This is a genomic window from Micromonospora sp. WMMD980, from assembly GCF_029626035.1.
Lineage (GTDB): Bacteria > Actinomycetota > Actinomycetes > Mycobacteriales > Micromonosporaceae > Micromonospora.
This window is the reverse complement of sequence record NZ_JARUBE010000003.1, coordinates 3,040,699-3,062,005: the sequence shown is the minus strand read 5'-3', so window position 1 is coordinate 3,062,005 and position 21,307 is coordinate 3,040,699. Positions and strand designations below refer to the sequence as shown.

General features: G+C 73.7%; 23 protein-coding genes and 2 pseudogenes. 9 read left to right on the top strand and 16 right to left on the bottom strand.

What is annotated here, in order from left to right:
* Positions 1-28 precede the first annotated feature (28 nt).
* The 4 genes and pseudogenes from O7618_RS14195 to O7618_RS14180 all read right to left on the bottom strand — a co-directional run bounded on the left by O7618_RS14195 (position 29) and on the right by O7618_RS14180 (position 3,456).
* Positions 29-340 carry a hypothetical protein gene (locus O7618_RS14195; protein ID WP_278106556.1) on the bottom strand — a complete coding sequence of 104 codons (312 nt, stop codon included), beginning with the start codon at positions 338-340 and terminating at the stop codon, positions 29-31.
* Positions 341-980: 640 nt separating this feature from the next.
* Positions 981-2,513, bottom strand: coding sequence for a recombinase family protein (locus O7618_RS14190; RefSeq protein WP_278106555.1), 1,533 nt, complete (start codon positions 2,511-2,513; stop codon positions 981-983).
* Between the two features lie 87 nt (positions 2,514-2,600).
* Positions 2,601-2,963 (bottom strand): annotated as a pseudogene (locus tag O7618_RS14185) (pirin family protein); the annotation flags it as partial.
* A 10-nt stretch (positions 2,964-2,973) separates the two neighbouring features.
* On the bottom strand, positions 2,974-3,456 hold the full coding sequence (locus O7618_RS14180; RefSeq protein ID WP_278106554.1) for a MarR family transcriptional regulator: 483 nt from the start codon (positions 3,454-3,456) through the stop codon (positions 2,974-2,976).
* Positions 3,457-3,604: 148 nt separating this feature from the next.
* Here O7618_RS14180 and O7618_RS14175 point away from each other — a divergent pair, with 148 nt between their 5' ends.
* Positions 3,605-4,129 carry a GNAT family N-acetyltransferase gene (locus O7618_RS14175; protein ID WP_278106553.1) on the top strand — a complete coding sequence of 175 codons (525 nt, stop codon included), beginning with the start codon at positions 3,605-3,607 and terminating at the stop codon, positions 4,127-4,129.
* 131 nt (positions 4,130-4,260) lie between these two features.
* Positions 4,261-4,848 carry a DUF1684 domain-containing protein gene (locus tag O7618_RS14170; RefSeq protein WP_278106552.1) on the top strand — a complete coding sequence of 196 codons (588 nt, stop codon included), beginning with the start codon at positions 4,261-4,263 and terminating at the stop codon, positions 4,846-4,848.
* A gap of 53 nt (positions 4,849-4,901) precedes the next feature.
* On the opposite strand, the gene O7618_RS14165 is transcribed toward O7618_RS14170, so the two are convergent.
* Entirely contained in the window at positions 4,902-5,489 is a 588-nt protein-coding gene (locus O7618_RS14165; protein WP_278106551.1) for a general stress protein, read from the bottom strand.
* Positions 5,490-5,600: 111 nt separating this feature from the next.
* Here O7618_RS14165 and O7618_RS14160 point away from each other — a divergent pair.
* The 3 genes and pseudogenes from O7618_RS14160 to O7618_RS14150 form a co-directional block, all read left to right on the top strand.
* Positions 5,601-7,361 (top strand): annotated as a pseudogene (locus tag O7618_RS14160) (glycoside hydrolase family 15 protein); the annotation flags it as partial.
* Positions 7,362-7,436: 75 nt separating this feature from the next.
* Positions 7,437-8,216 carry an SDR family oxidoreductase gene (locus tag O7618_RS14155; protein WP_278110009.1) on the top strand — a complete coding sequence of 260 codons (780 nt, stop codon included), beginning with the start codon at positions 7,437-7,439 and terminating at the stop codon, positions 8,214-8,216.
* 36 nt (positions 8,217-8,252) lie between these two features.
* Positions 8,253-8,753 (top strand): metallophosphoesterase, encoded by a 501-nt coding sequence (locus tag O7618_RS14150; protein WP_278106550.1) that lies wholly within the window; start codon positions 8,253-8,255, stop codon positions 8,751-8,753.
* A gap of 8 nt (positions 8,754-8,761) precedes the next feature.
* Here O7618_RS14150 and O7618_RS14145 read toward each other — a convergent pair whose 3' ends face one another.
* Positions 8,762-8,983: a DUF3072 domain-containing protein gene (locus O7618_RS14145; protein WP_278106549.1), complete on the bottom strand. Its 222-nt coding sequence runs from the start codon at positions 8,981-8,983 to the stop codon at positions 8,762-8,764.
* A gap of 80 nt (positions 8,984-9,063) precedes the next feature.
* On the opposite strand from O7618_RS14145, the gene O7618_RS14140 reads away from it, so the two are divergent.
* Positions 9,064-10,029 carry an FAD-dependent oxidoreductase gene (locus O7618_RS14140; protein WP_278106548.1) on the top strand — a complete coding sequence of 322 codons (966 nt, stop codon included), beginning with the start codon at positions 9,064-9,066 and terminating at the stop codon, positions 10,027-10,029.
* 292 nt (positions 10,030-10,321) lie between these two features.
* Here the strand turns inward: O7618_RS14140 and O7618_RS14135 are convergent, their stop codons facing one another.
* The 3 genes from O7618_RS14135 to O7618_RS14125 all read right to left on the bottom strand — a co-directional run bounded on the left by O7618_RS14135 (position 10,322) and on the right by O7618_RS14125 (position 14,518).
* Complete coding sequence (locus O7618_RS14135; protein WP_278106547.1) at positions 10,322-11,614, bottom strand: cation:proton antiporter; 1,293 nt, start codon at positions 11,612-11,614, stop codon at positions 10,322-10,324.
* A gap of 101 nt (positions 11,615-11,715) precedes the next feature.
* Positions 11,716-12,393, bottom strand: coding sequence for an HAD family hydrolase (locus tag O7618_RS14130; protein ID WP_278106546.1), 678 nt, complete (start codon positions 12,391-12,393; stop codon positions 11,716-11,718).
* Between the two features lie 40 nt (positions 12,394-12,433).
* On the bottom strand, positions 12,434-14,518 hold the full coding sequence (locus tag O7618_RS14125) for a SpoIIE family protein phosphatase (protein WP_278106545.1): 2,085 nt from the start codon (positions 14,516-14,518) through the stop codon (positions 12,434-12,436).
* Positions 14,519-14,717: 199 nt separating this feature from the next.
* Between O7618_RS14125 and O7618_RS14120 the strand changes: the two genes are divergently transcribed.
* Positions 14,718-15,578, top strand: a complete 861-nt coding sequence (locus O7618_RS14120; RefSeq protein WP_278106544.1) for a hypothetical protein — start codon at positions 14,718-14,720, stop codon at positions 15,576-15,578.
* A gap of 57 nt (positions 15,579-15,635) precedes the next feature.
* On the opposite strand, the gene O7618_RS14115 is transcribed toward O7618_RS14120, so the two are convergent.
* Positions 15,636-15,998, bottom strand: coding sequence for a DUF6401 family natural product biosynthesis protein (locus O7618_RS14115; protein ID WP_278106543.1), 363 nt, complete (start codon positions 15,996-15,998; stop codon positions 15,636-15,638).
* A 164-nt stretch (positions 15,999-16,162) separates the two neighbouring features.
* Between O7618_RS14115 and O7618_RS14110 the strand changes: the two genes are divergently transcribed.
* Positions 16,163-16,609: a hypothetical protein gene (locus tag O7618_RS14110; protein WP_278106542.1), complete on the top strand. Its 447-nt coding sequence runs from the start codon at positions 16,163-16,165 to the stop codon at positions 16,607-16,609.
* Here O7618_RS14110 and O7618_RS14105 read toward each other — a convergent pair whose 3' ends face one another.
* From O7618_RS14105 to O7618_RS14085, 5 genes are all read right to left on the bottom strand, one after another.
* Complete coding sequence (locus tag O7618_RS14105; protein ID WP_091067529.1) at positions 16,610-16,822, bottom strand: hypothetical protein; 213 nt, start codon at positions 16,820-16,822, stop codon at positions 16,610-16,612.
* Between the two features lie 161 nt (positions 16,823-16,983).
* Positions 16,984-17,247: a hypothetical protein gene (locus tag O7618_RS14100; RefSeq protein WP_278106541.1), complete on the bottom strand. Its 264-nt coding sequence runs from the start codon at positions 17,245-17,247 to the stop codon at positions 16,984-16,986.
* 50 nt (positions 17,248-17,297) lie between these two features.
* The gene (locus tag O7618_RS14095) at positions 17,298-17,759 is read right to left on the bottom strand and encodes an SRPBCC family protein (RefSeq protein ID WP_278106540.1); all 462 of its coding nucleotides are present in this window, start codon (positions 17,757-17,759) and stop codon (positions 17,298-17,300) included.
* Between the two features lie 55 nt (positions 17,760-17,814).
* A complete protein-coding gene (locus tag O7618_RS14090; protein WP_278106539.1) occupies positions 17,815-18,231 on the bottom strand; it encodes a DUF2795 domain-containing protein in 417 nt (138 codons plus the stop codon).
* Positions 18,232-18,270: 39 nt separating this feature from the next.
* Complete coding sequence (locus O7618_RS14085) at positions 18,271-19,248, bottom strand: YihY/virulence factor BrkB family protein (protein WP_278106538.1); 978 nt, start codon at positions 19,246-19,248, stop codon at positions 18,271-18,273.
* Positions 19,249-19,392: 144 nt separating this feature from the next.
* Between O7618_RS14085 and O7618_RS14080 the strand changes: the two genes are divergently transcribed.
* Positions 19,393-19,797, top strand: a complete 405-nt coding sequence (locus O7618_RS14080) for a ChaB family protein (protein WP_278106537.1) — start codon at positions 19,393-19,395, stop codon at positions 19,795-19,797.
* Positions 19,798-19,857: 60 nt separating this feature from the next.
* Here O7618_RS14080 and O7618_RS14075 read toward each other — a convergent pair whose 3' ends face one another.
* Entirely contained in the window at positions 19,858-21,294 is a 1,437-nt protein-coding gene (locus O7618_RS14075; protein ID WP_278106536.1) for an aldehyde dehydrogenase family protein, read from the bottom strand.
* Between the last annotated feature and the right edge of the window lie 13 nt (positions 21,295-21,307).

The following is a 21,307-nucleotide window of genomic DNA, read 5'->3' as shown; positions in this document are numbered from 1 at the left end:
ACACGTCGGGGGCTTTCGCATGTCCGGGCTACGCGCGGTGACGCGGGAGCCGAAGCACCTTCGCGGCCGGCTGCTCGACCGTCGCCCGCTCGTCGGCGCGGCCCAGCTCGTACGCCTCTTCGTAGACGGCGGCCGACGGCGTCTCGCGCGACTGGCGGCGGCGCAGCACCCACCACCCCGCAGGCAGCGCCAGCGCGGCCAGGCCGACGACGTAGACCGTCCGCGTCGACTCCACCGTCAGCGGCGGGCCGGAGGCCGCGGTGACCTTCTCCGGGGCCGGGGCTGAAGCGCGAACAGGCAGCGGGGCACCGCCCGACGCCGCGCCGGATGGCACGGGCACGCTCACGGCCTCCGGCCGAACGGCCCCGGGCTGCTCAGGCGTTGGCGCAGGGACAGCCGGGGCGACGTTCGCGGGCGCGGGTGCTGTGCCCGCTGTGCGGGTCGCTGCCGGCTTCGCGGGGGCGGGTGCGGACGTTGCCCGGGGCGCGGCGGTGGACGGTGCAGGGGCGGCGGTGGAGGGCTCCGCGCCGAGCAGGTCCCCGACGGTGCCCGTGACACCGTTGACCACGCGGCCGAGCGGCCCGGGGACGTCCGTCGGGGCGGGCGTGGGGGAAAGGGCAAGGGCGAGGGCGAGTGCGGTTGCGCTCACGGCGACCTCCGGGGGTGGGTTGGCTGGTCAGGCCGGTACCCGGGTCTACCAGGGCGTAAGCATCGGGCGGTGACGCCCTCGGGGGACGTTCGGGACGGTTCCTGGCGGGCGGATGGCGCAGTGACGCAAGTTTCGTCATTCTCTATTCCGCTTCTAGGGCTCCTCCTCCTCCAGAAGCACTAATAGGGAATGACGAAACTTTCGTCTTTCCGTCATCCTCGGGCCGGACTCGGACGCGTCCCGTCACCCCCGCGTCACCCCGCGCACATGCGAGACGCCCCCGGCGGATGACCGAGGGCGTCTCTGGTGAGTCGTATCACGCGTTTACACGCTAGTAGTCGGGGTCGTGCTCGCCCTCGTTCGGGATCGCGACGAGCCGGGCCGGATCGAAGTGACCGCGACCGCCCCGCTTGCCGGGCTTCAGGATCAGCGCGGCGTACGCCTCGGCCAGCAGTTCGCGTCGGCCTTCGGTGTCGCGAAGGTCCCACTCCTCGCTGAGCGTGTGCCCGAGCAGCACCTTTCGCACGTCGGGCTCACGGGGAGCGGCGGCGAGGGTGTCCCGCTCGGCTTGGAGGGCTTGCAGGCGGGCGAAGTTCTCCGGGGTGGCCGACTGCGCCAGGGACGCCAGAACAGCGGCGACATCGTCTTCTAGGGCCGTCAGGGCCCCGTCGTCGGCCACGATCACCCGCCGCTCGACCATCGGGGAGTGACCGAAGTCCGCCTTGAAGCGGGCTTCTAGGTGTGCCTCGAAGGGCAGCGCCGAGACGAGTACCGGGCGGTCGCACAGCTTGCCCTCTGCCTTGCGCTGGCACCGGTAGGCGACCATCTCGTACCGGCGCACCTCCTCCGGGCGGCCAGCGGGCCGGTAGGCCGTCTTCGTGCGGGCGACGGTCAGCAGGTGCCCGCAGCCCGAGCACTCGATGAGTCGCGAGGCGAGCCGGGCCGGCTTGCGACCGGTGCGCTTGCGCGGGTCGGGGGAGGGGTCGAGCGCCTTCCGCAGCTCGACCACGGTCGGCAGGTCCAGCGCGGCCGGAAACGGTGTCAGGGCGCGGCCCTTGGCGTCCCTCTGGACCACGCCGCCGATGGTGACGCGGCCCAGGATGTGATCGCCGGTGAGCGCCTGCCGCAGCGTCACCCGTGACCACTCGGGCGCGCGGCGCGGCCTGACGCCGTGAGTGTTCATCCATCGAACCGTGCGACTCAGGGTGTGCCCGTCGAGAATTCGAGAGGCGCAGCCCTCCAAGGCGTCAACTTCCTTGTTCAGCAGAGCGAGCGTCTTTCCCTTGCCGTCGGCCGCCTCCACGATCTGATAGCCGAAGGGCACCTCACCACCCGGCCAGCGTCCGGCCAGCCGCAGGCGGGTCGCCCGCCCGGCCTGCCGCTCCTTGATTCGCTGGCGCTCTTCGCGCGCCGTCTCGGCCTTGATCAGGAACAGGATTCGGAAGGCAACGCCGTTGTTACTGTCGATGCCCTTCGTGTCCATGAGCCGCACAGGCGCGTGAATCTGGCGGCCGGTGGCGTGGTCCTTACCTTCCTGCACGTCAAGGATCATCGCGGCGACGTTCAGGCCCTCGCGGGTCATGCGGTCGACGTGGTGAGCGACCAGCACGTCAGCGCGGCCGTGGCGGGCGTCGTTCAGCCAGGCGATGAACTCGGGGCGGTCGCGGACGCCGCCCGAGATACCGTCGTCCACGTGAAGGGCGACCTCCTCGAAGCCCTCCCGGGCGACAAGCTCGCGGCATTCCTTGATCATGTTCTCTAGCGAGGTGTTCGCGTCGTCGGCGCTCTTGCTGAGTCGGACGTACAGGCTCGCGCGGAGCCGGGCGCGGCCGAGGGCGGGCGCTTGCGGGTTGGTGGGCAGCATGGGTGAGACGCCACACGCACGAGCCGACTCACGCACTCCCGTAAGTCGGCTCGCGCACAATTCTTAATGTGCGCCTGGTCGCATGACGGCTCCCGCCGTCATCCACTGGGTGTCGCCGTCGGTGATGGTGCCGCCGCCACCGGTCGAGTCCTGGTGGTCCATGATCCCGTCGATCATGTAGGTCACCGTCTCGAAGCCCCGGTGCGGGTGCCACGAGGTGCCCTTCGGCTCGCCCGGCGCGTAGTCGACCTCGCCCATCTGGTCGAGGTGGATGAACGGGTCGAGATCGGTCATCGAGACCCCGGCGAAGGCCCGGCGGACCGGGAAGCCCTCACCCTCGTAGCCGCTCGGCGCGGTGGTGACCCGGCGGACCGGGCGGTAGCTGGTGGACTCGTCGAGCTTCGGCAGCCGGAGCAGGACGAGGACGTCGTCGACGGTGATCGCGGGCATCGCGGGCTCCTTACTTGTCGGCCGGGGTGGACGACGCGACGCGGTCGGCGCGCAGGCGCCGGCCGAGCCGCTCGAAGACCCGGGTGAGGCAGGCGACCTCGGCGTCGTCGAGATCGTCGATCAGGTGGGCGCGCACGGAGCGCAGGTGATGCGGCGCGGCCTCGCGCAGGGCCAGCAGGCCGGCCGCGGTGAGCACGGCCTCGCTGCCGCGCCGGTCCGCCGGGCAGGACTCCTTGGCCACCAGGCCGCGCTTCTGCATGGTGGTGATCTGGTAGGTCAGCCGGCTCGGGGAGAACACCAGCCGGTCGGCCAGCTCGCCCATGCGCAGCCGCTGCCCGGGCGCCTCGGAGAGCAGCACCAGCACGTGGTAGTCGGCGAAGCTCAGCTCGCTGTCCGCGCGCAGGTCGTCCTCCAGTTGGGTGAACAGCCGCTGGCTCGACTCGATGTAGGCGCGCCAGCACGCCGTCCGCTCCGCGTCCAGGCTCTCCGTCATGCCCCGAAGAGTAGCACTAATTAAAATTTAAACAAGTCTCCCTGCCTGCCGAGACTCAAGCTTGAGACCGAGCGCCAAGACGCCTCGTTGAAATCTGAAGCGAAAGGCTGGTCGCGATGCGTCGGAGCGGCGTGCCATCATCCGTCGGATGGACGAGGTGAAGCTCACCGCGCCGGGTCTCCGACTGCGCGCCTGGCATGACGACGACGCCCCCGCCGTGCTGGCCGCGCTCGCCGATCCCGCGATCGACAGGTGGAACGGCCAGGGTGTCACCGATCTGGCGAGGGCCCTGGACTGGGTGCGGTGGCGCGCCGACCGGAGCTCAGGCACCCGCCTGTCGCTGGCGGTGACCGATGACGCCGGAGCGCTGTTGGGCGCGGTGTCGCTGAACGAGATCCGCGGCGGCAACGCGTCGATCGGCTACTGGACGGCGGCCGAGGCGCGCGGCCGGGGTGTCGCGCTCCGGGCGGTGACCGTGCTCACCGCCTGGGGCTTCCGCGAGCACGGGCTGCACCGCATCGAGCTGTGCCACGCGGTGGCCAACCCTGCCTCGTGCCGCGTCGCCGAGCGCGCCGGCTATGCCTTGGAGGGCACCCTGCGCGAGTCGCACGTCTACGGCGACGGCCACCGACACGACGAACACCTACACGCCCGCCTGACCACCGACCCGTAACCCCCCACCCCCGGCATCGATCTTGCGGTTTCGGCCTGGGCGCAACAGGACGAAGCCGACGTCGGTGGGGCCGAAACCGCAAGATCGACGAGGTGGGGCGGTGGGGAAGAGCGAGTGGGTAGGGTCGGGGGGTGGACGATCTCGACGTGGTGGACTGGCGGGAGCGGGTGGCCGGGCTCTACCTGTCCGACCTCGACCTGGGTGGGTTCCGCACGGCCCGGGACGCGCTGTTCGGCAGCCACCCGAGCAGTCCGGTGCCGGCCGCCGAGCGGGCCGGGTTCACCGGGCTGCGCTGGTATCCGCCCGACCCGGCGGCCGTGGTCGAGGCGCCGCTGCGGCCCGCCTCGGGTGGGCTGAGCATCGACACCGGCGGCCCGGACGGGGTGGTCGACTACCGCCGGGTGGCGGTCGCCGAGACGCCCTGGGGGCCGCTCACCCTCTGGTGGATCGACGCGTACGGCGGCGGGCTGTTCGTGCCGCTGCGCGACGCGAGCTGCGGGGACGGGTCGTACGGCGGGGGTCGCTACCTCACCGACACGGTGAAGGGCACGTTCGGGCGGGGCCTGACCGTGCTGCCCGGGAACCGGGTCCGGCTGGACGCCAACTACCTCTACAACCCCAGTTGCGCCTACGACGACCGGTGGGCCTGCCCGCTCGCCCCGCCGGAGAACCGGGTGGACGTGCCGTTGCGCGCCGGCGAGCGGGCCTGGCACGACTGACACGGAAGGGAGGGCCCCGGGCGGAACCCTCCCTCGTGTCGGTGCCGGCCGCCTCAGCGGGCGGTGGCACCGGTGGGCGTCAGGTGCATCCGGCCCAGCATCTGCCGGGCCTGTTCCGCCAGTTCCGCGTCCACGGTGACCGCGTACTGGCCGGCCCGCAACGAGCTGGCCGAGGTGAAGTCGCGTTGCCCGCCGCTCATGGCGTGTGCGACCGCGCCGAACACGGCGCCCCAGATCGCACCGATCACCAGGCCGACCAGGATCACCGCGAGCCAGTTGCCGGCGGTGAAGATCCCGAAGAGCAACCCGATGAACAGGCCGAACCAGGCGCCGGTGCCGGCACCCAGCAGCGCGGCCCGGCCGGTGGTGAGCCGCCCCATCACGGTCTCCACCAGGGTCAGGTCGGTGCCGATGATGGACGTCCGTTCCACCGGGAACCGGTTGTCGGCCAGATAGTCCACCACGCGCTGGGCGGACGGATAGTCCGGGTACGAGCCGATCGTGACGGTCGGCGAGCCGGCCTGCGGCCCGTGCCCGTCCCCGCTCGGCGGCATCGGGCGACCGCTTGGGCCGGACGGGAGGTTGTCGCTGCCCGGCATCCCGGGTCGCCAGGCCGCGGTCGGAGTCGAGGGTCTGGTCATGAGCATCCTCCTTCGTCAACCCGCCGCGTTCCCGCCGCCGGCGAGCGGTAACGCGGCGGCCGACGCCGATCCGGCCAGGCATGGCGACGCCCTGGCCGGGTAGCCACCACCGTGCGGACCGGACGGATCAGCGAGCACGGCTTCCTCGCCGACGGGCGCAGCGCCGCCCTGGTGGACACCGCCGGCGCGGTGAACTGGTGGTGCCCGGCCCGGTTCGACGGGCCGTCGGTCTTCGGGCGGCTGCTCGACGACGACGCCGGGCACTGGGCGATCCACCCCGAGGGGGAGTTCACCAGCACCCGGTCCTACCTGGACGAGACGCTGGTGCTGCGGACCGTCTTCACCACCGCGACCGGGACGGTGACCGTCACCGACGCGCTGGCGTTGGAGCCCGGCGCGCGCGGCCACGACATCGGCCTGCGCTCGCCCCGGGTGCTGGCCCGGGTGGTCGAGGGCCTCGACGGCGAGGTGCCGATGCGGGTGCACTACGCCCCCCGCTTCGAGTACGGGCGGGTCGGCGCCTACCTCACCGAACAGGACGGGGTGGTCGGCGCCACCGCCGGCGCGTGCCGGCTGGAGCTGCGCAGCGACGTCGCGCTGACGTTCGCCGACGGCGCCGCCGCGGGGCGGTTCACCGCCCGCGCCGGCAGCGCCCACCACTTCACCCTCGGGTACGCCCCGACGTACGCCGGCGGCGCGCCGGTGCTGCCCGACGCCGCCGACGTGGTGGCCGGCGCGGTCGCCGGCTGGCGCTCCTGGGCGGACCTGCACGAATACCGGGGTGAGTACCGCGACCTGGTCCGGCGCAGCGCGCTGGTGGTGCAGGGGATGACCTACGGGCCGAGCGGCGCGGTCGTCGCGGCGGCCACCACCGCGCTGCCGGAACAGCTCGGCGGGGACCGCAACTACGACTACCGGTTCGTCTGGCTGCGCGACTTCAGCCTGACCCTGCAGGCGCTCTGGCGGGCCGCCTGCCCGGACGAGGCGGACCGGCAGTTCACCTGGGTGGCCCGGGCGATGGGCCGGCTCGGCGACGCGCCCGCCCCGATCATGTACGGCGTGGAGGGGGAGCGGGACCTGACCGAGCACGACCTCGACCACCTCGCCGGGTACGCCGGCAGCCGGCCGGTGCTCGTCGGCAACGACGCCTGGCGGCAGCGGCAGAACGACGTGCTGGGCGAGGTGCTCGACGCAGCCTGGTTGATGCGGCACTACCTGGACCCGATGTCACCGGAGGTGCGCCACCTGCTGGGCACGCTCGCCGACCAGGCGATGCGCGACTGGCGCAAGCCGGACTCCGGGATGTGGGAGGCGCGCGACGCCGAGCGGCACTACGTGTCGTCGAAGGTGCAGTGCTGGACCGCGCTGGACCGGGCGGTGCGCTTCGGGCCGCGGATCGGAGAACCGGCCGACGTGGCCCGCTGGGCGGCCGCCCGCGACGAGATCCGGGCGGCGGTGCTCAGCCGGGGCTGGAACGAGCGCGTCGGCGCGTACACCGGGGCGTTCGACTCCGACGACCTGGACGCCTCGGTGCTGGCCATGCCGCTGGTCGGCTTCCTGCCGGCCGACGACCCGCGGATGCGCGCCACCATGGAGGTGGTCGAGCGGGAGCTGTCCCGCGACGGGCTGCTGCGGCGCTGGGACGACGACCCGGCCGGCTTCGTGATCTGCTCGTTCTGGCTGGCCGGCTGTCTGGCCGAGGCGGGCGAGCTGGACCGGGCCCGGCGGCTGTTCGAGCAGCTCGCCGCCCGCACCAACGACCTGGGCCTCTATGCCGAGCAGATCGACCAGGTCACCGGCGAGCAGTTGGGCAATTTCCCGCAGGCGTTCTCGCACATCGGGCTGATCAACACCGCCGGCCGGATCACCGACGCCGCCGCGCGGTTCGCGCACGACCGACCGACCGGCCGTGCCGACCGGCGCGGCCCGCACGGAGGGAGCAACCGGATGACCGGACGACTGGCGGGCAAGACCGCCCTGATCACCGGCTCGGACTCGGGTATCGGCCAGGCGACCGCCATCGAGTTCGGCCGGGAGGGCGCCGACGTGGTGGTGCACTACCTGCACGACCACGCCGGGGCGAACCACACCCGGGCCGAGATCGAGGCGGCCGGCTCGCGGGCCGTGGTGGTGCAGGGCGACATCAGCGTCGAGCACCAGGTGGAGGCGATGTTCGACGAGGCGCTGGCCGAGTTCGACCGGCTGGACGTGCTGATGAACGACGCCGGGGTGGACGCCTCCGGCATCCCGGTCGCCGACCTGGACACCGAGACCTGGGACCGGTGCATCCGGACCAACCTCTACGGCATGTTCTTCTGCTGCCGGCGGTTCGTCCGGCACCGCCGCGACGCCGGGGGCGGCGGCAAGATCATCAACATCACGTCGATCCATCAGGAGGTGGCCCGCGCCGGCGGCGCCGACTACGACTCCAGCAAGGGCGGCATGCTGGAGCTGGCCAAGAGCCTCGCCCTGGAGGTCGCCCCGATGCGGATGAACGTGAACAACATCGGCCCGGGCATGGTGCTCACCCCGTTCAACCAGGAGGCGATCGACAACCCTGACTACCTCCACGAGCAGGTGCAGAGCATCCCGTGGAAGCGGGCCGCGGAGCCGGCCGAGATCGCCAAGCTCGCCGTCTTCCTGGCCAGCGCGGACGCCGACTACGTGACCGGGTCGACCTACTTCATGGACGGCGGCCTGATGCAGAACCAGGGTCAGGGCGCCTGAGCGGCGCCGCCGTGCCGGGTGCGGGAGGATGGCGCGGTGGAGCTGGTCATCATGGCGGACACCCACGTGCCGAAGCGGGCCCGGGACCTGCCGCCGCCGCTGTGGGCCGCGGTGGAGGCCGCCGACGTGGTGCTGCACGCCGGCGACTGGGTCGACGAGGCGCTGCTGGACGCGCTGGAGGCGCGGTCGCGCCGGCTGGTCGGGGTGTACGGCAACAACGACGGGCCGGCCCTGCGTGCCCGACTGCCCGAGGTGGCCCGGGTCGACCTGGCCGGGCTGCGGGTGGCGGTGGTGCACGAGACCGGTCCGAAGACGCGCCGCGAGGAACGCTGCGCCGCCGCGTACGGCGACCGTGACCTGCTCGTCTTCGGGCACTCGCACATCCCGTGGGACAGCGTCGCGGCCGGCGGGCTGCGACTGCTCAACCCCGGTTCGCCCACCGACCGGCGGGCCCAGCCGCACGCGACCTACCTGACCGCCCGGGTGGCGGCGGGGCGGCTCGACCGGGTCGAGCTGCACCGCCTGCCCCCGCGCTGACGGGGCGTTCAGCGTCCCCGGCCGGTTTCGGCCTGCAACTCGTCGATGCGCCGGGACGCCTCCGCCTTGGTCAACCCGTCCGGCACCGGCTCACCCGCCTCCTGGGCCAGCGTGTGCAGGTAGGACTCCTGCGCCGCGGTCGGCGGCTCGTCGCCGGTCACCCAGTCGTCCGGATCCTTGACGGCGGCGTCCGGGTTCACGTTGCGGTTGTCGTTGGCGCGGTCGGCCATGCTGATCACCTCTCCTCGAACAGGTGTGCCAGTACCCCCGCGCCGCCGGGTTCATGCCGACCGGCACCTACGATCGAGCGATGACGGCGGACCGGGCGGGTGTGGTGGTGGTCGGCGCGGGCATCGCCGGGGTGGCGTGCGCGACCGAGCTGGTCCGGGCCGGCATCCCGGTCGAGGTGCGCGAGCGCGCCCGGGTGACCGGCGGACGGATGGCCAGCAAGCGCTTCGACGGTCGCCCCGCCGACCTGGGCGCCGCCTACTTCACCGTGGACGACCCGGACTTCGCCGCCGTCGTGGCGGACTGGCAGGCCGCCGGGCTGGCCCGGGAATGGACCGACACACTCGTCGCGTACGGGCCGCGGGGGCGGGAACAGGTCAGCGGGCCGATGCGCTGGGCCGCCCCGCGCGGGCTGCGCTCACTCGTCGAGCACCTGGCCGCGGGCGTGCCGGTGACGCACGACCGGTTGGTCATGACCGTCGAGCCGGGGCCCCGGGCCGACGGGCGGACGGCCGAGGCGGTGGTGCTCGCCATGCCCGGCCCGCAGGCCGCCCTGCTGCTGGATCCGGCGCTGGCCGAGGCGACCCGCGCGGTGGCCGCCCAACGCTGGTCCTCCACGCTGTCCGCGGTACTGCGCTTCCCGTCGCGCCGCTGGCCCGACTTCCGGGGCGCGTTCGTCAACGACCACCCGGTGCTGAGCCTGGTCTGCGACGACGGCGACCGCCGCGGCGACGGCGCCCCGGTGCTCGTCGCGCACACCACCCCGCAGTTCGCCGCCGGGCACCTGCTGCAACCCACCGGCGCCCGGGCGGCGATCGAGCAGGCCGTCCGGGACCTGCTCGGCCTGGGCGAGCCGGCCGCGTCGACCCACGTGCACCGCTGGACGTACGCCCGACCGGCGGCGGTCGGCGAGGGCGGCACCTACCACCTGGACCGCGACGGGATCGGGCTGGCCGGCGACGCCTACGGCCGACCCCGGGTGCAGAGCGCCTGGCGTTCCGGCCACGACCTGGGCCGCGCCCTGGCCGCCCGGTTGGCCGGCTCCTGAGCCGGCCCGCTCAGTTGATCCGGCATGCGCTCCCGGCCTCGCTTCGCTCGGTGCGTTCGCTCATGCGGTGCTGGCCTTGGCATGCGCTCCCGGCCCTCGCTTCGCTCGGTGCGTTCGCTCATGCGGTGCTGGCCTTGGCATGCGCTCCCGGCCCTCGCTTCGCTCGGTGCGTTCGCTCATGCGGTGCTGGCCTTGGCATGCGCTCCCGGCCCTCGCTTCGCTCGGTGCGTTCGCTCATGCGGTGCTGGCCTTGGCATGCGCTCCCGGCCCTCGCTTCGCTCGGTGCGTTCGCTCATGCGGTGCCGGCCGGTACGGGCTGCTCGGCCCGACCCGTCTCGGCGCTGTCCCGGGTGCGCTCGCCGGCCCGGTCCAGCAACTGCATGATCGGGGTCGCCGCGATCCCGTGCGCCACCACCGACACCACCACCACCAGGCCGACCGTGGCCCAGAGCAGCTCCGCCTGCGGGAACTCGGTCTCGCTGGTGGCGTAGGCCAGGTAGTAGAACGAACCGACGCCGCGGATGCCGAACAGCGAGATGACCCAGTGCTCGGCCGGGCGGCCCGGTGCGCCGCGCAGCGACAGCCACCCGGCCAACGGCCGGATCACCAGCACCAGCGCCAGACCGACGAGCGCCGCGGCCCAGGTCAGCGGCGCGAGCAGGCCGCTGATCACCGCGCCGCCGAACAGCAGCAGCAACAGCACGGTGAGCAGCCGTTCCACCTGCTCGGCGAAGTCGTGCAGCACGGAGTGGAACTCGTGGGTGCGCTCGGCGGCCCGGATCGCCCGGGCGGCCACGAAGACGGCCAGGAAGCCGTAGCCGCCGATCACCTCGACCAGCCCGTACGCGAGGAACGTCGCGGCCAGCGCGAGGAAGCCCTCGGAGTGCCTGGCCAGCCGCAGCGTGCTCGGCGCCCGGAAGAACAGCTTGCCCAGCAGCCAGCCGACGAGCAGGCCGCCGCCCACCCCGGCGGCGAGCTTCCAGACCACGTCGACGGCCAGCCACTCGCCCAGCCAGTCGGACGGGGCGAGGCTGGTGCTGGCGATCGCGATGGCGGCGTAGACGAACGGGAAGGCCAGCCCGTCGTTCAGGCCGGCCTCCGAGGTGAGGGCGAAGCGGACCTCGTCCTCCGAGTCCTCCGCGTCGGTCGGCTCGCCCACCTGCACGTCGGACGCGAGCACCGGGTCGGTCGGGGCGAGCGCGGCGCCCAGCAGCAGCGCCGCCGCCGGCACCAGCCCGGCCCACCACCAGCCGAGCAGCGCCACCGCGGCGATGCACAGCGGCATGGCGATGGCCAGCAGCCGCCAGGTGGACGACCAGCGGGCCCAGCTCAACGGCCTGTCGATCTTCAGGCCGGCGCCCATCAGCGCGACGATCACCCCGACCTCGGTGAGGTGGGTGGTCAGCTCCGGGGACCGCAGCGGGTCCGGGGTGGGCAGCCCGGTCGGCAGCGCGAACACGAGCATGCCGAGACCGAGGAACGCGATCGGCATGGACAGCGGCCGCTTCTCCAGCACCCGGGGCAGGATCCCCGCCAGCAGCGCACCGACGCCCAGCAGAGCGAACGCGACATCGACCGGTTCCACGACCCCATCCTTCCGCCGCCCGTCGGCCGGGCGGAGGTGCTCAGCAGTGCCCCGAAGCGGGGCCGGCTAAGCCTTTCGACGCGGCCGGCGTCGAGCGGGGCTCAGCCGAGGGATCCGATCGCGCTGCGCGGCAGGGCGTCGAGCAGTTCGGCCGGGTCCTCGTACACCGCCACCGCGCCCGCGCCCGCCAGTTCCGCCCGGCCGGTGCCGCCGCAGGTCAGCCCGATGCAGGGGATGTCCAGCTTGCCGGCGGCGGCCACGTCCCAGACCGAGTCGCCGACGAAGACCACCCGCCCGGCGGCCAGCCCGGACTGCTCCAGCGCGGCGGCCAGGATGTCCGGCGCGGGCTTGCTCTCCTGCGCGTCGGCGGAGGAGGTGACCGTGTCGATCACGTCGTCGGCGTCCAGCACGGCCCGCAGCGCGGCCACCTCGTGCTCGGCCGCCGAGGTGGCCAGCACCACCCGCAGGCCGCGCTCCGCGCAGGCGCGCAGCAGTTCCCGCGCCCGGGGCAGCGGGGCGAGGCGCTCCCAGTACTCGGCGTAGAGCGTGTCGTGGGCGTCCCGCAGGCGCCCGTCGGCGTCGGTGTCCCGCTCGGCGCCGAGCAGGTGGTCCAGGAGCTTGTCCGACCCCATGCCGATGGACCTGTGGATCCGCGCCATCGGCACCCGGTGGTCGCCCTGGCGCAGCGCCTCCCACCAGGCGACCGTGTGCAGGTAGGTGGAGTCGACAAGGGTGCCGTCCGCGTCGAAGAGGACGCCGTGTCGCGTGTCGTCGGCCATGACTGCCTCCTACCCGGGCGGGCCGTCGCCGACTCCCGGCTCACCCGGCGGGAATGAGGATCTCGAACCAGACCGTCGAGCCGCGTACCGTCGGATCGGTGCCCCAGGCGTCGCTGAGCTCCTCGATCAGGCCCAACCCCCGGCCCCGACTGCTCAGCGTGTCGGTCTGGGCGCGGGTGACCTGCCCCCGGGTGCCCGAGTCGGCGACCGAGACGAGCAGCCGCTCCGCGCTCAGGTCCACCTCCACCCGGGCCGCGGTGCCGGCGTGCAGCAGGGCGTTGGTGGTCAGTTCGCTGGTGCAGAGCACCGCGGCGCCGACCACCGCCTCGGGCACCTGCCACTCGGTGAGCTGGGCCGTCATCCAGTGCCGGACCCGGCTCGGCGCGGTCGGCTCGGCCGGCACCTCCATGCCGGCCGACCGGCTGGGCCGCACCGCGTGCTCCACCGCCAGCACCGCCACGTCGTCCTCGGTGGCGCCCGGCACGGCGGCGGTCGCCACCGCGCACAGCGCCCGGGGGTCGCTGCCGTTCGCGGCGCTCACCGCCGCGCCCAGCCCGGCCAGCCCGGCGGTCAGGTCCTGCCAGCGACGCTCCACCACGCCGTCGCTGTAGAGCAGTAGCGTGTCGCCGGGACGGAACGGCACGGTCACGGTGCGCTGCCGGCCGCCGAGGCCCAGCGGCGGGCCGGGCGGCACGTCGACGAACGCCGCGGCCGGGCCGTCACCGGACCGGCCGCGCCGGATCAGCGGCGCCGGATGGCCGGCGCTGGCTAGCGTGATCCGCGCCCGGTCGACGTCGACCACACCGAACACCACGGTGACGAACAGCTCGTGGGTGCCGCCCTCGGTGCCGAGGCTGGCCACCAGCCGGTCCAGGCCGGCGAGCACCGCGTCCGGCCGAGGGTCGGACAACGCCAGCGCGCGCAGCGCGGCACGGACCTGGCCCATCCGCGCCGCGGCCTGCACGTCGTGGCCGGCCACGTCGCCGAGCACCACCCCGAGCGCGCCGGTGGGCAGCAGGAACGCGTCGTAGAAGTCGCCGCCGGCGGCGTTGCCGTCGACACCCGGGTCGTAGCGGGCGGCGATGCGCAGCCGGGGCAGATCCGGCAGTTGCTCCGGCAGCATGCTGCGTTGCAGCAGTTGGGCGGTGCCGTGCTGGGTCTCGAAGCGGCGGGCCCGCTCGGCGGCCTGCCCGACCAGCTCGGCGGACGCGGCCAGCAACGCCCGTTCCGCCGGTGACCAGGGCCGCGGCGCCTGGTAGCCCACGGTGAGCGCGCCACGGACCACCGTCGAGCGCAGCGGCAGCGCGGCCAGCGACCTGATCTTCTCGTCGTGCCGGTCCGCCGCGACGTCGCGCAGCGGCTGCCCGTCGACGGTGAACGAGGCCACGCCGCTGCGGGCGGCCACCGCGGCGGGCAGCGGCGAGTCGGCGGGCATCCGACGCCACAGCGGGGGCAGCCGCTCGTCGGCCTCGTCGAGCAGCTCGCCCCGGATCCGGCGGACCAGCCGCCAGGCGGAACCCTCGTCCACCGCGAAGGAGACCCGGTCGGCGTCGAACGAGTGCAGGCAGTAGCGCAACGCCACCCGGGCGACGTCGTCGAGCGTGAGGGTGCCGGAGAGCGCCGCGGCGAAGTCGCTCAGGCTCTGCAACTGCCGGGTCAGCTGGGTGGTCTGCGCCGAGACGGTGAGCACGCCGACGATGCCGCCGGTGGAGTCGCGGACCGGGGAGTGGCCCCGGGTGAACACCGCCGGCTCGGCCTGCCGGTCGGCCGGCAACACCGCCTCCCGCTCCAGGAAGGGCTCACCCCGCCGGTACACCCGTTCCAGCGCGTCGCCCGCGCCGGCCTCCCGCCACACCTCGGCGAACACCTCCGCCGCCGGGCGGCCCAGCGCGTCCGGGTGCCGGTCGCCGATCAACTCGGCGTAGCCGTCGTTGTAGAGCAGGACCAGGTCGTCGCCGAGGAGCAGGGCCATCGGTACGGGGGAGGACAGCACCACGTCCGCCACGGCGCGTACCGCCGGGTCCCAGCCCTGTGGGGAACCCAGCGGCGTACCGGCCCACGGGTGGGTGGTCGCTCCCGGGATGGGGGCGGACGGCGTGGGAATCCGACCGACGGTGCCTGGCATGACCGCAGCCTAACCGGAGTGCGGCCGGCGGGTTCCGATCATGCGTACGCGACCGGGTCCGCGGTTCCTCGGTCGGGGCGTCCGGGCAGGTCAGGGCCGGTTCGACGGGTCATGTCGGGAAATTACCCTGGTCCGACCCGCGTGCTGCCGAGAGCACCGGGTATGCGGGCGGCGCAGTTCACGCGACAGGAGGGACATCATGCCGAAAACCCTCGCGGTCGGCCAGGTCGACATCAGTGCGGCCTGGACCGACTTCTGGAGGTCGGTGCTGCTCTTCGTACCGAGGGCCATCGCGTTCATCGCGATCCTCGTGGTGGGTTGGCTCATCGCCCGAGCCGTCCTCAAAATCGTGGACGCGGCACTGGAACGGGTCGGGTTCGACCGCGCCGTGGAACGCGGCGGGATCAAACGCGCCCTCGAACGCACCAAGTACGACGCCAGCGACATCCTGGCCAGACTGGCCTACTACGCGGTCCTGCTGTTCACCCTGCAGTTCGCCTTCGGGGTGTGGGGGCCCAACGCGATCAGCGACCTGATCCGCGGGGTGGTGTCCTGGCTGCCGCGGGCCTTCGTGGCGATCGTCATCGTGGTGATCGCGGCCGCCATCGCCAACGCCGTCCGGCAGTTGGTGTCCGGCGCGCTCGGCGGGCTCTCGTACGGCCGGATCCTGGCCGACGTGGCGGCGTTCTTCATCCTGGCGCTCGGTGTCATCGCCGCGCTCAACCAGGTGGGCATCGCCACCACGGTGACCACGCCGGTGCTGATCGCGTTCCTCGCCACCGTGGCGGGGATCCTGATCGTCGGTGTCGGCGGTGGTCTGATCAAGCCGATGCAGAACCGCTGGGACGGCTGGCTGGACCGGGTCTCGGAGGAGTCCCGGGCGTTCCGGCAGCAACGGCAGGGGCAGCAGACCGGCCGCGGCGACTACGAGCGGCGGATGGCCGACCGGGGCGGACAGCCGGCCCCGGCGACGCCGCAGTCGTCGATGTCCGGTGCGGGCACCTACCGCTCGGGCGAGATGGGCGACGAGACACAGCAGTTCCGTCGGCCCAACGGCTGACGGTGAACGGGGTGACGGGGTGTCCGCGGGGCGATCGCGGGCGCCCCGCGCCGTGTCTCAGGCCAGGTGGCGCGGGTCGAGCGCGCGGGCCAGCAGACACACCGCGAGCAGCCGGGTGAGCAGCCAGTCCGCCGCCGCCCAGTCGACCGGGCCGGCGGGGGGCGTCCAGCCGTGCTCCGACGCGGCGTCGCGCAGGCCCTCGGCGTAACCCGCGAGGGCCGCCACGGTCAGCGGCCGGCGGTCGCCGTGCAGGCTGTCGCGGATCCCGGCGGCGTGCTGGTCGACCGCGGCGAGCAGCCCGGGGTTCGCCGCGGCGGCGGCGAGGCCGGCGGTGCCGACGGCGGTGGTGAGCGTGGTGAGGGTCGACCGCGTGACCACCGTTGCGGACGGGGTCGCGACCCGGTTGTTCGGCACGCGCATGGGGACCGAGGCTAGCCCCGCGCGGACACCGGTGGCCTCGGCCGACCGGACGATGGCCGGATCGTCCGGGTGTGCGGGCGGCGTGGGTCGCCGGGATTGAGCCGCCCGTCGCGGGGCAGAAGGGAACCACGCAGACGACGCAGCCGAGTCCGTGGAGGCACACGATGACCCACCAGGTCGACGGGCCGGACCGGGCGCACCGCCGCCCGGACGGGGTGAGTGACGCCACGGTCGAGGCGCTCGGCAAGCTCGGTGAGGCCCTGGAGTGCGTCGAGCGGGCCCGCGGCCACCTCTACGAGCTGCACCAGCTGATCGGCCACGCCGACCTGACGCTGGACGAGGCGGTGGAGCTGTTCCGCGCCGCCGGCCACCCGGGGATCGCCGAGCGGATCGACCGCGACCTGCTGGGCCGCAACGTCGTCGCCGGGCGGTGGACGTTCCAACTCGTCGAGGAGTTCGACGACGGCTACCACGCGCTCTTCCGGGAGATGGACCGGCGTGCCCGCGACGAGTTGGTCGGCGGCCGCCGGCACCTCTACGAGGCGGAGATGAAGGAGCGACGCCGGAGCCGGGGCCGGCCGGGGCACGAGGCGCGCCCCGCCGAGGGGTGATCAGTCGGAGGAGCGGGCCTGTGCCGGGCGGCGCCGGGCGCCGTCGTCGGCGATGATCACAGTGGCCACCATCAGCGCCACCACCACGCTGAACAACCAGGAGCTGTCGTCGCTGAACTTGGCGGCCACGGGCGCCTGGACGGCGGCGAGCAGGAAGCCCAGCCAGGCGAGGCGGCGCTGACGAGTGGAGAGGAAAGAGGAGCCCTGATCCATCCCGAAAGTCTTACGCGAGACCGCTGGTGTGCCGTCAGCCGTTCGGCCGATTCTGGATGGGCTGCCCGCTTTCCCGGCCGCCCGTACCGCAGCTTTTGTCGTTTCGGCTGATGCGGGTCGCGGCTCCGGGCGCCCGGTGGAGGCGCCCGGAGTCGGGTCCCTCACATGCTGTCCGGCCCGGTACGACCGGTCGTCGACGGCCGGTACGCCCGGTCCGCGTCGGTCATCTCCCGGCGCTCGGCCTCGCCGCCGGCGCCCCGATCCACCGCCTCCGGGCCGTGGCCGAACGCGGCCTCCTCACCCGCGTCGTTGCCGGTGGCGTCGTCGGCCTGGCCGTCCAGGGTCGAGCGGGCGATCGCCTGGTCCAACTCGTGTAGGGGAGTGCGGTCCTCGTCGCGCCAGACGTGGCTGTCGTTGTCGGTCATTCCCCTGCCGTACCCGGGCGGGATGACCGCAAACGGGCCCCGGGGCAGGCTCAGGGGGTCGGCCGGTCGACGGAACCGCGCCAGGCGCCGGTCTCCTGACCGCGCCGCTCGATGAACTGCTTGAACCGCTCCAGGTCGCCCTTGGCCCGGCGGTCGACCACACCGAGCTTGTCGCCGGCCTGCTCGACCACGCCGTGCGGCTCGAACTCCATCTGCAGGGTGACCCGGGTGTGCCCCTCGTCGAGACGGTGGAACGTCACCACGCCGGCCTGCTGGGTGCCGCCGGTGGACCGCCAGGCGACCCGCTCGTCCGGCAACTGCTCGGTGATCTCCGCGTCGAACTCGCGCTTCACGCCCGCGATCTCGACGGTCCAGTGCGTCATCCGGTCGGAGAGCTGTCGGACCTCCTGCACGCCCTCCATGAAGTGCGGGAACTCCTCGAACTGGGTCCACTGGTCGTACGCGGTACGGATCGGGACGTCCACGTCCACGTGTTCCATCACGCCGCTCATGTCGGGGCTCCTCCTGTTCCGCCGGGATCGGGTCGCGAACCGCGCTCCGCGCCGCTCACCAGCGCGTCGTCTCATTCCTGTGCCCGAGCGCGGCCCACACCTCGGAAACCGTCTGGTACCGGGCGTCGTCGGGCAGGCCCTCCAGGGCGGCGACGATGTCCGCGGGCGCCTCGTTCTCCCGCGCGTTCGCCACCAGCGCGTCCCGGTCACCGGGCAGTGCGGTCATCGTGATGAACCGGCCGAGGCGGCTGCGCGCCTCCACGTCCTCCGAGCTCATCCCCTGCGGCGAACCGGTACGCAGGTCGCCGGCCGGAGCCGTGGTGGCCTCGGGCTGGTCCTCGCCGGCCGGCTCCGGCTGGCGGAACTCGTCGACCCGGGAGCCACCGGCGCCCGGGCCCTGGACCAGGCCGCTGACCTCGCTGCTCATCTGGTCGTCGACCCTGGGCGAGTGCTTGCTGCTGCCACGTTCCATGTCTTGGGAGATGCCCCGGGGGGCCGGCGGTAAACCGGGTCAGGAGTCCGCCGGGGAGCGCGGCGGCAGCACCGGCTCCTCCGGGTCCGCCACGCCGGCCTGCATCGCCCGACCCCGCTGCAGTTCGGCGTTGACCTGCACGCCGAGCATCAGCGCGCAGTTGGACAGGTAGAGCCAGACCAGGAACGCGATGACCGCGCCGAGGCTGCCGTAGGTGACGTCGTACGAGGCGAAGTTGGCCACGTAGAGACCGAAACCGAAGGACGCCGCCACCCAGGCCACCAGCGCCAGCGCGCCGCCGGGGGTGAGCCAGCGGAAGCGCGGCTGCCGCACGTTCGGCGCGATCCAGAACAGCAGCGACAGCAGCGTCATCGCGACCAGCGCCAGCACCGGCCACTTCGCCACCGACCAGCTGGTCCGGGCCAGGGCGCCGGCGTGCAGCAGGTCGCCCACCGCGTCGGTGACCGGGCCGCTGACGATCAGCGCGGTGGCGACCACCGCGAGCAGCAGCAGGGTCACCGCGGCCATGCCGATCTGCAGCGGGCGCAGGCGGTAGAACGGCCGTCCCTCCTCGACCCCGTAGATCGCGTTGGAGGCCCGGGTGAACGCGCCGATGAACCCGGAGGCCGACCAGAGCGCGCCGAGCAGGCCGAAGCTCAACAGCGCCTTGGCCGGCCCCTGCTGCTCGACCACGCCGCGCACCACGCCGACGAACGCGTCGTTGCCGACCACCGAGCCGGCGCCGATCTCCCGGGCCAGGTCGATCACCGTGTCCACCGTGCGCGGGCCGTCGGAGACCAGGCCGACCAGGGCCACCACCACGATGGTGGACGGGAAGAGCGCCAGCACCCCGTAGTACGTGAGCGCGGCGGCCCAGTCGGCGCAGTTGTCCTTCACGAAGCCCTGACCGCTGCGCGCCAGCACCCCCCGCCAGGTGCGCCAGTTGAGCTGCCGCATCCGCCGGGGCAGGCCCGGCCGCGTCCGGCCACCGACCGCGGGTGGTGTCGTCGCCGTCATGACCGCCTCCTCCACGCGCCGGATGCGCCACCGGAGCGTGGGCGGGCGGTACCCCACCGCGGAAATCGACAAACTGCGGGTCGGTTTTTCCGGGGAGCGCGCGGGAACGACAAGGGACACCCGATCGAGACGGAGGTGGACGAGATGCCCGGGCGCGAGGTGTTGCCCAGCACGTTGAAGCGTTCCCCGGCCAAGGCTCAGCGGACCTGGGAGAAGACGCACGACTCGGCGGTCGAGACGTACGGTGAGGGCGAGCGCGCGCACCGCGTCGCCTTCGCCGCCGTCAAGCACGAGTACGAGAAGGTGGGCGACCACTGGGAGGCCAAGGGTCGCAAGGGGCCCAGCGACAAGCAGGCCGCCGGCGGCGGACCGGCCCGACGCGCGCCGACCGCGGGCGGGGTCGACGCCAACGCCACCAAGGACCACCTCATGGAGGTGGCGAAGAAGCTGGACGTGCGGGGCCGCTCCCGGATGACCAAGCCGGAGCTGGTCAAGGCGATCGAAAAGGCCAACAACAACGCCACCCGCAAGGCACGCGGCGGTCGCTGATCCGGCACCGCCACGACGACGAGCCCGGGACCCCACCGGTCCCGGGCTCGCGGGCGTGCCTCACCAGTGGCCGCCGCCCGGCGCCTCCAGGTGCACCGCCTTGACGGTGCTGAACTCGTCGAGCAGCTCGGGGCCGTACCCGAAGCCCTGGCCGCTGCCCCGGCGCGGCTGCGCGGCCCCGCCCGGCGCGCCGCCGAACACCGAGTTGACCCTCACAGTGCCGACCGGCAGCTCCCGCCAGGCCCGCTGGGCGTGGCTCATCGAGCCGGTCAGCACGGTGGCGGCCAAGCCGTAGGGCGAGTCTGCGGCGCAGCGCAGGCCCTCGTCGAACGAGTCCACCACCACCGCCGCCGCCACCGGACCGAACGTCTCCTCGCGGACCAACGCCATCTCGTGGCGGCAGCCCTCGACGACGGTGGCCGGGTAGAACGCGCCCGGCCCGTCCGGCAGCGCGCCGCCGGTCCGTACCCGGGCACCCTGCGCCACCGCGGCGGTGACCTGCCCGTGCACGTGGTCCCGGTGCCGCCTGTCGACGAGCGGGCCGAGCCGCGTGTCCGGGTCGGCGCCGGGGCCGACGGTGAGCGCCTCGGCGCGGGCCACCAGCGCGTCCACGAAGTCCGCGGCGACGTCGCGGTGCACGTAGACGCGTTCCACCGCGACGCAGATCTGCCCGGCGTTGGCGAAGCACCCGGTCGCCGCCTGTTCGGCCGCCCAGGCCGGGTCGACGTCGGCGTCCACCAGCAGCGGGTCGCTGCCACCGTTCTCCAGCAGCACCTTCGCGCCGCTGCGGGCGCCGGCGGCGGCGATCGACCGACCGGTGGCGGTGGAGCCCACGTGCGCGACCACGTCCAGCCCGTCCTGGCCGGCGAGCGCCGCGCCCACCTCGCCGCCGCCGGTCAGCAGCGACAGCACGCCGGCCGGCAACGCCGAGTCCAGCGCCCGGGCCAGCAGCCAGCCGGTGGCCGGGGCACGTTCGCTCGGCTTGTGCACCACCACGTTGCCGGTCACCAGGGCCGCACCGAGCAGACCGCAGGAGACCGCCACCGGGTCGTTCCACGGGGTGATCGCGGCGACCACCCCACGCGGCTCAGGGGTCATGAAGTCCAGCGCGTCGCGGCCGCCGTGCAGCGTCCGGCCGCCCCGCACCGGAGCCAACTCGGCGTACTGCCGCAGCGTGCCCACGCCCGCCGCCACGCCGCCCCGGGCGTCGTCGAGCGGCTTGCCCATCTCCGCGGTGGTCGCCCGCGCCAACTCCTCGGCGGCGGCCGCGACCGCGTCCGCCGCCCGGTGCAGCGCCGCGGCACGCTCGGCCGGGGCGGTAGCCGCCCACTCGGCCGCCGCCTCCCGGGCCGCCTCCACCGCCTTGGCCACCTCGTCGGCGGTGGCGACCGGCGCCCGGGTCACCGGCGTCCCGTCGGCCGGGTCGTGCACGACCAGTTCGCCGCCCGCGCCCCCGGCGCCCCACACCCCACCCATGAGCTGCGCAACCGTGTACATGCGGCCCTGCTTG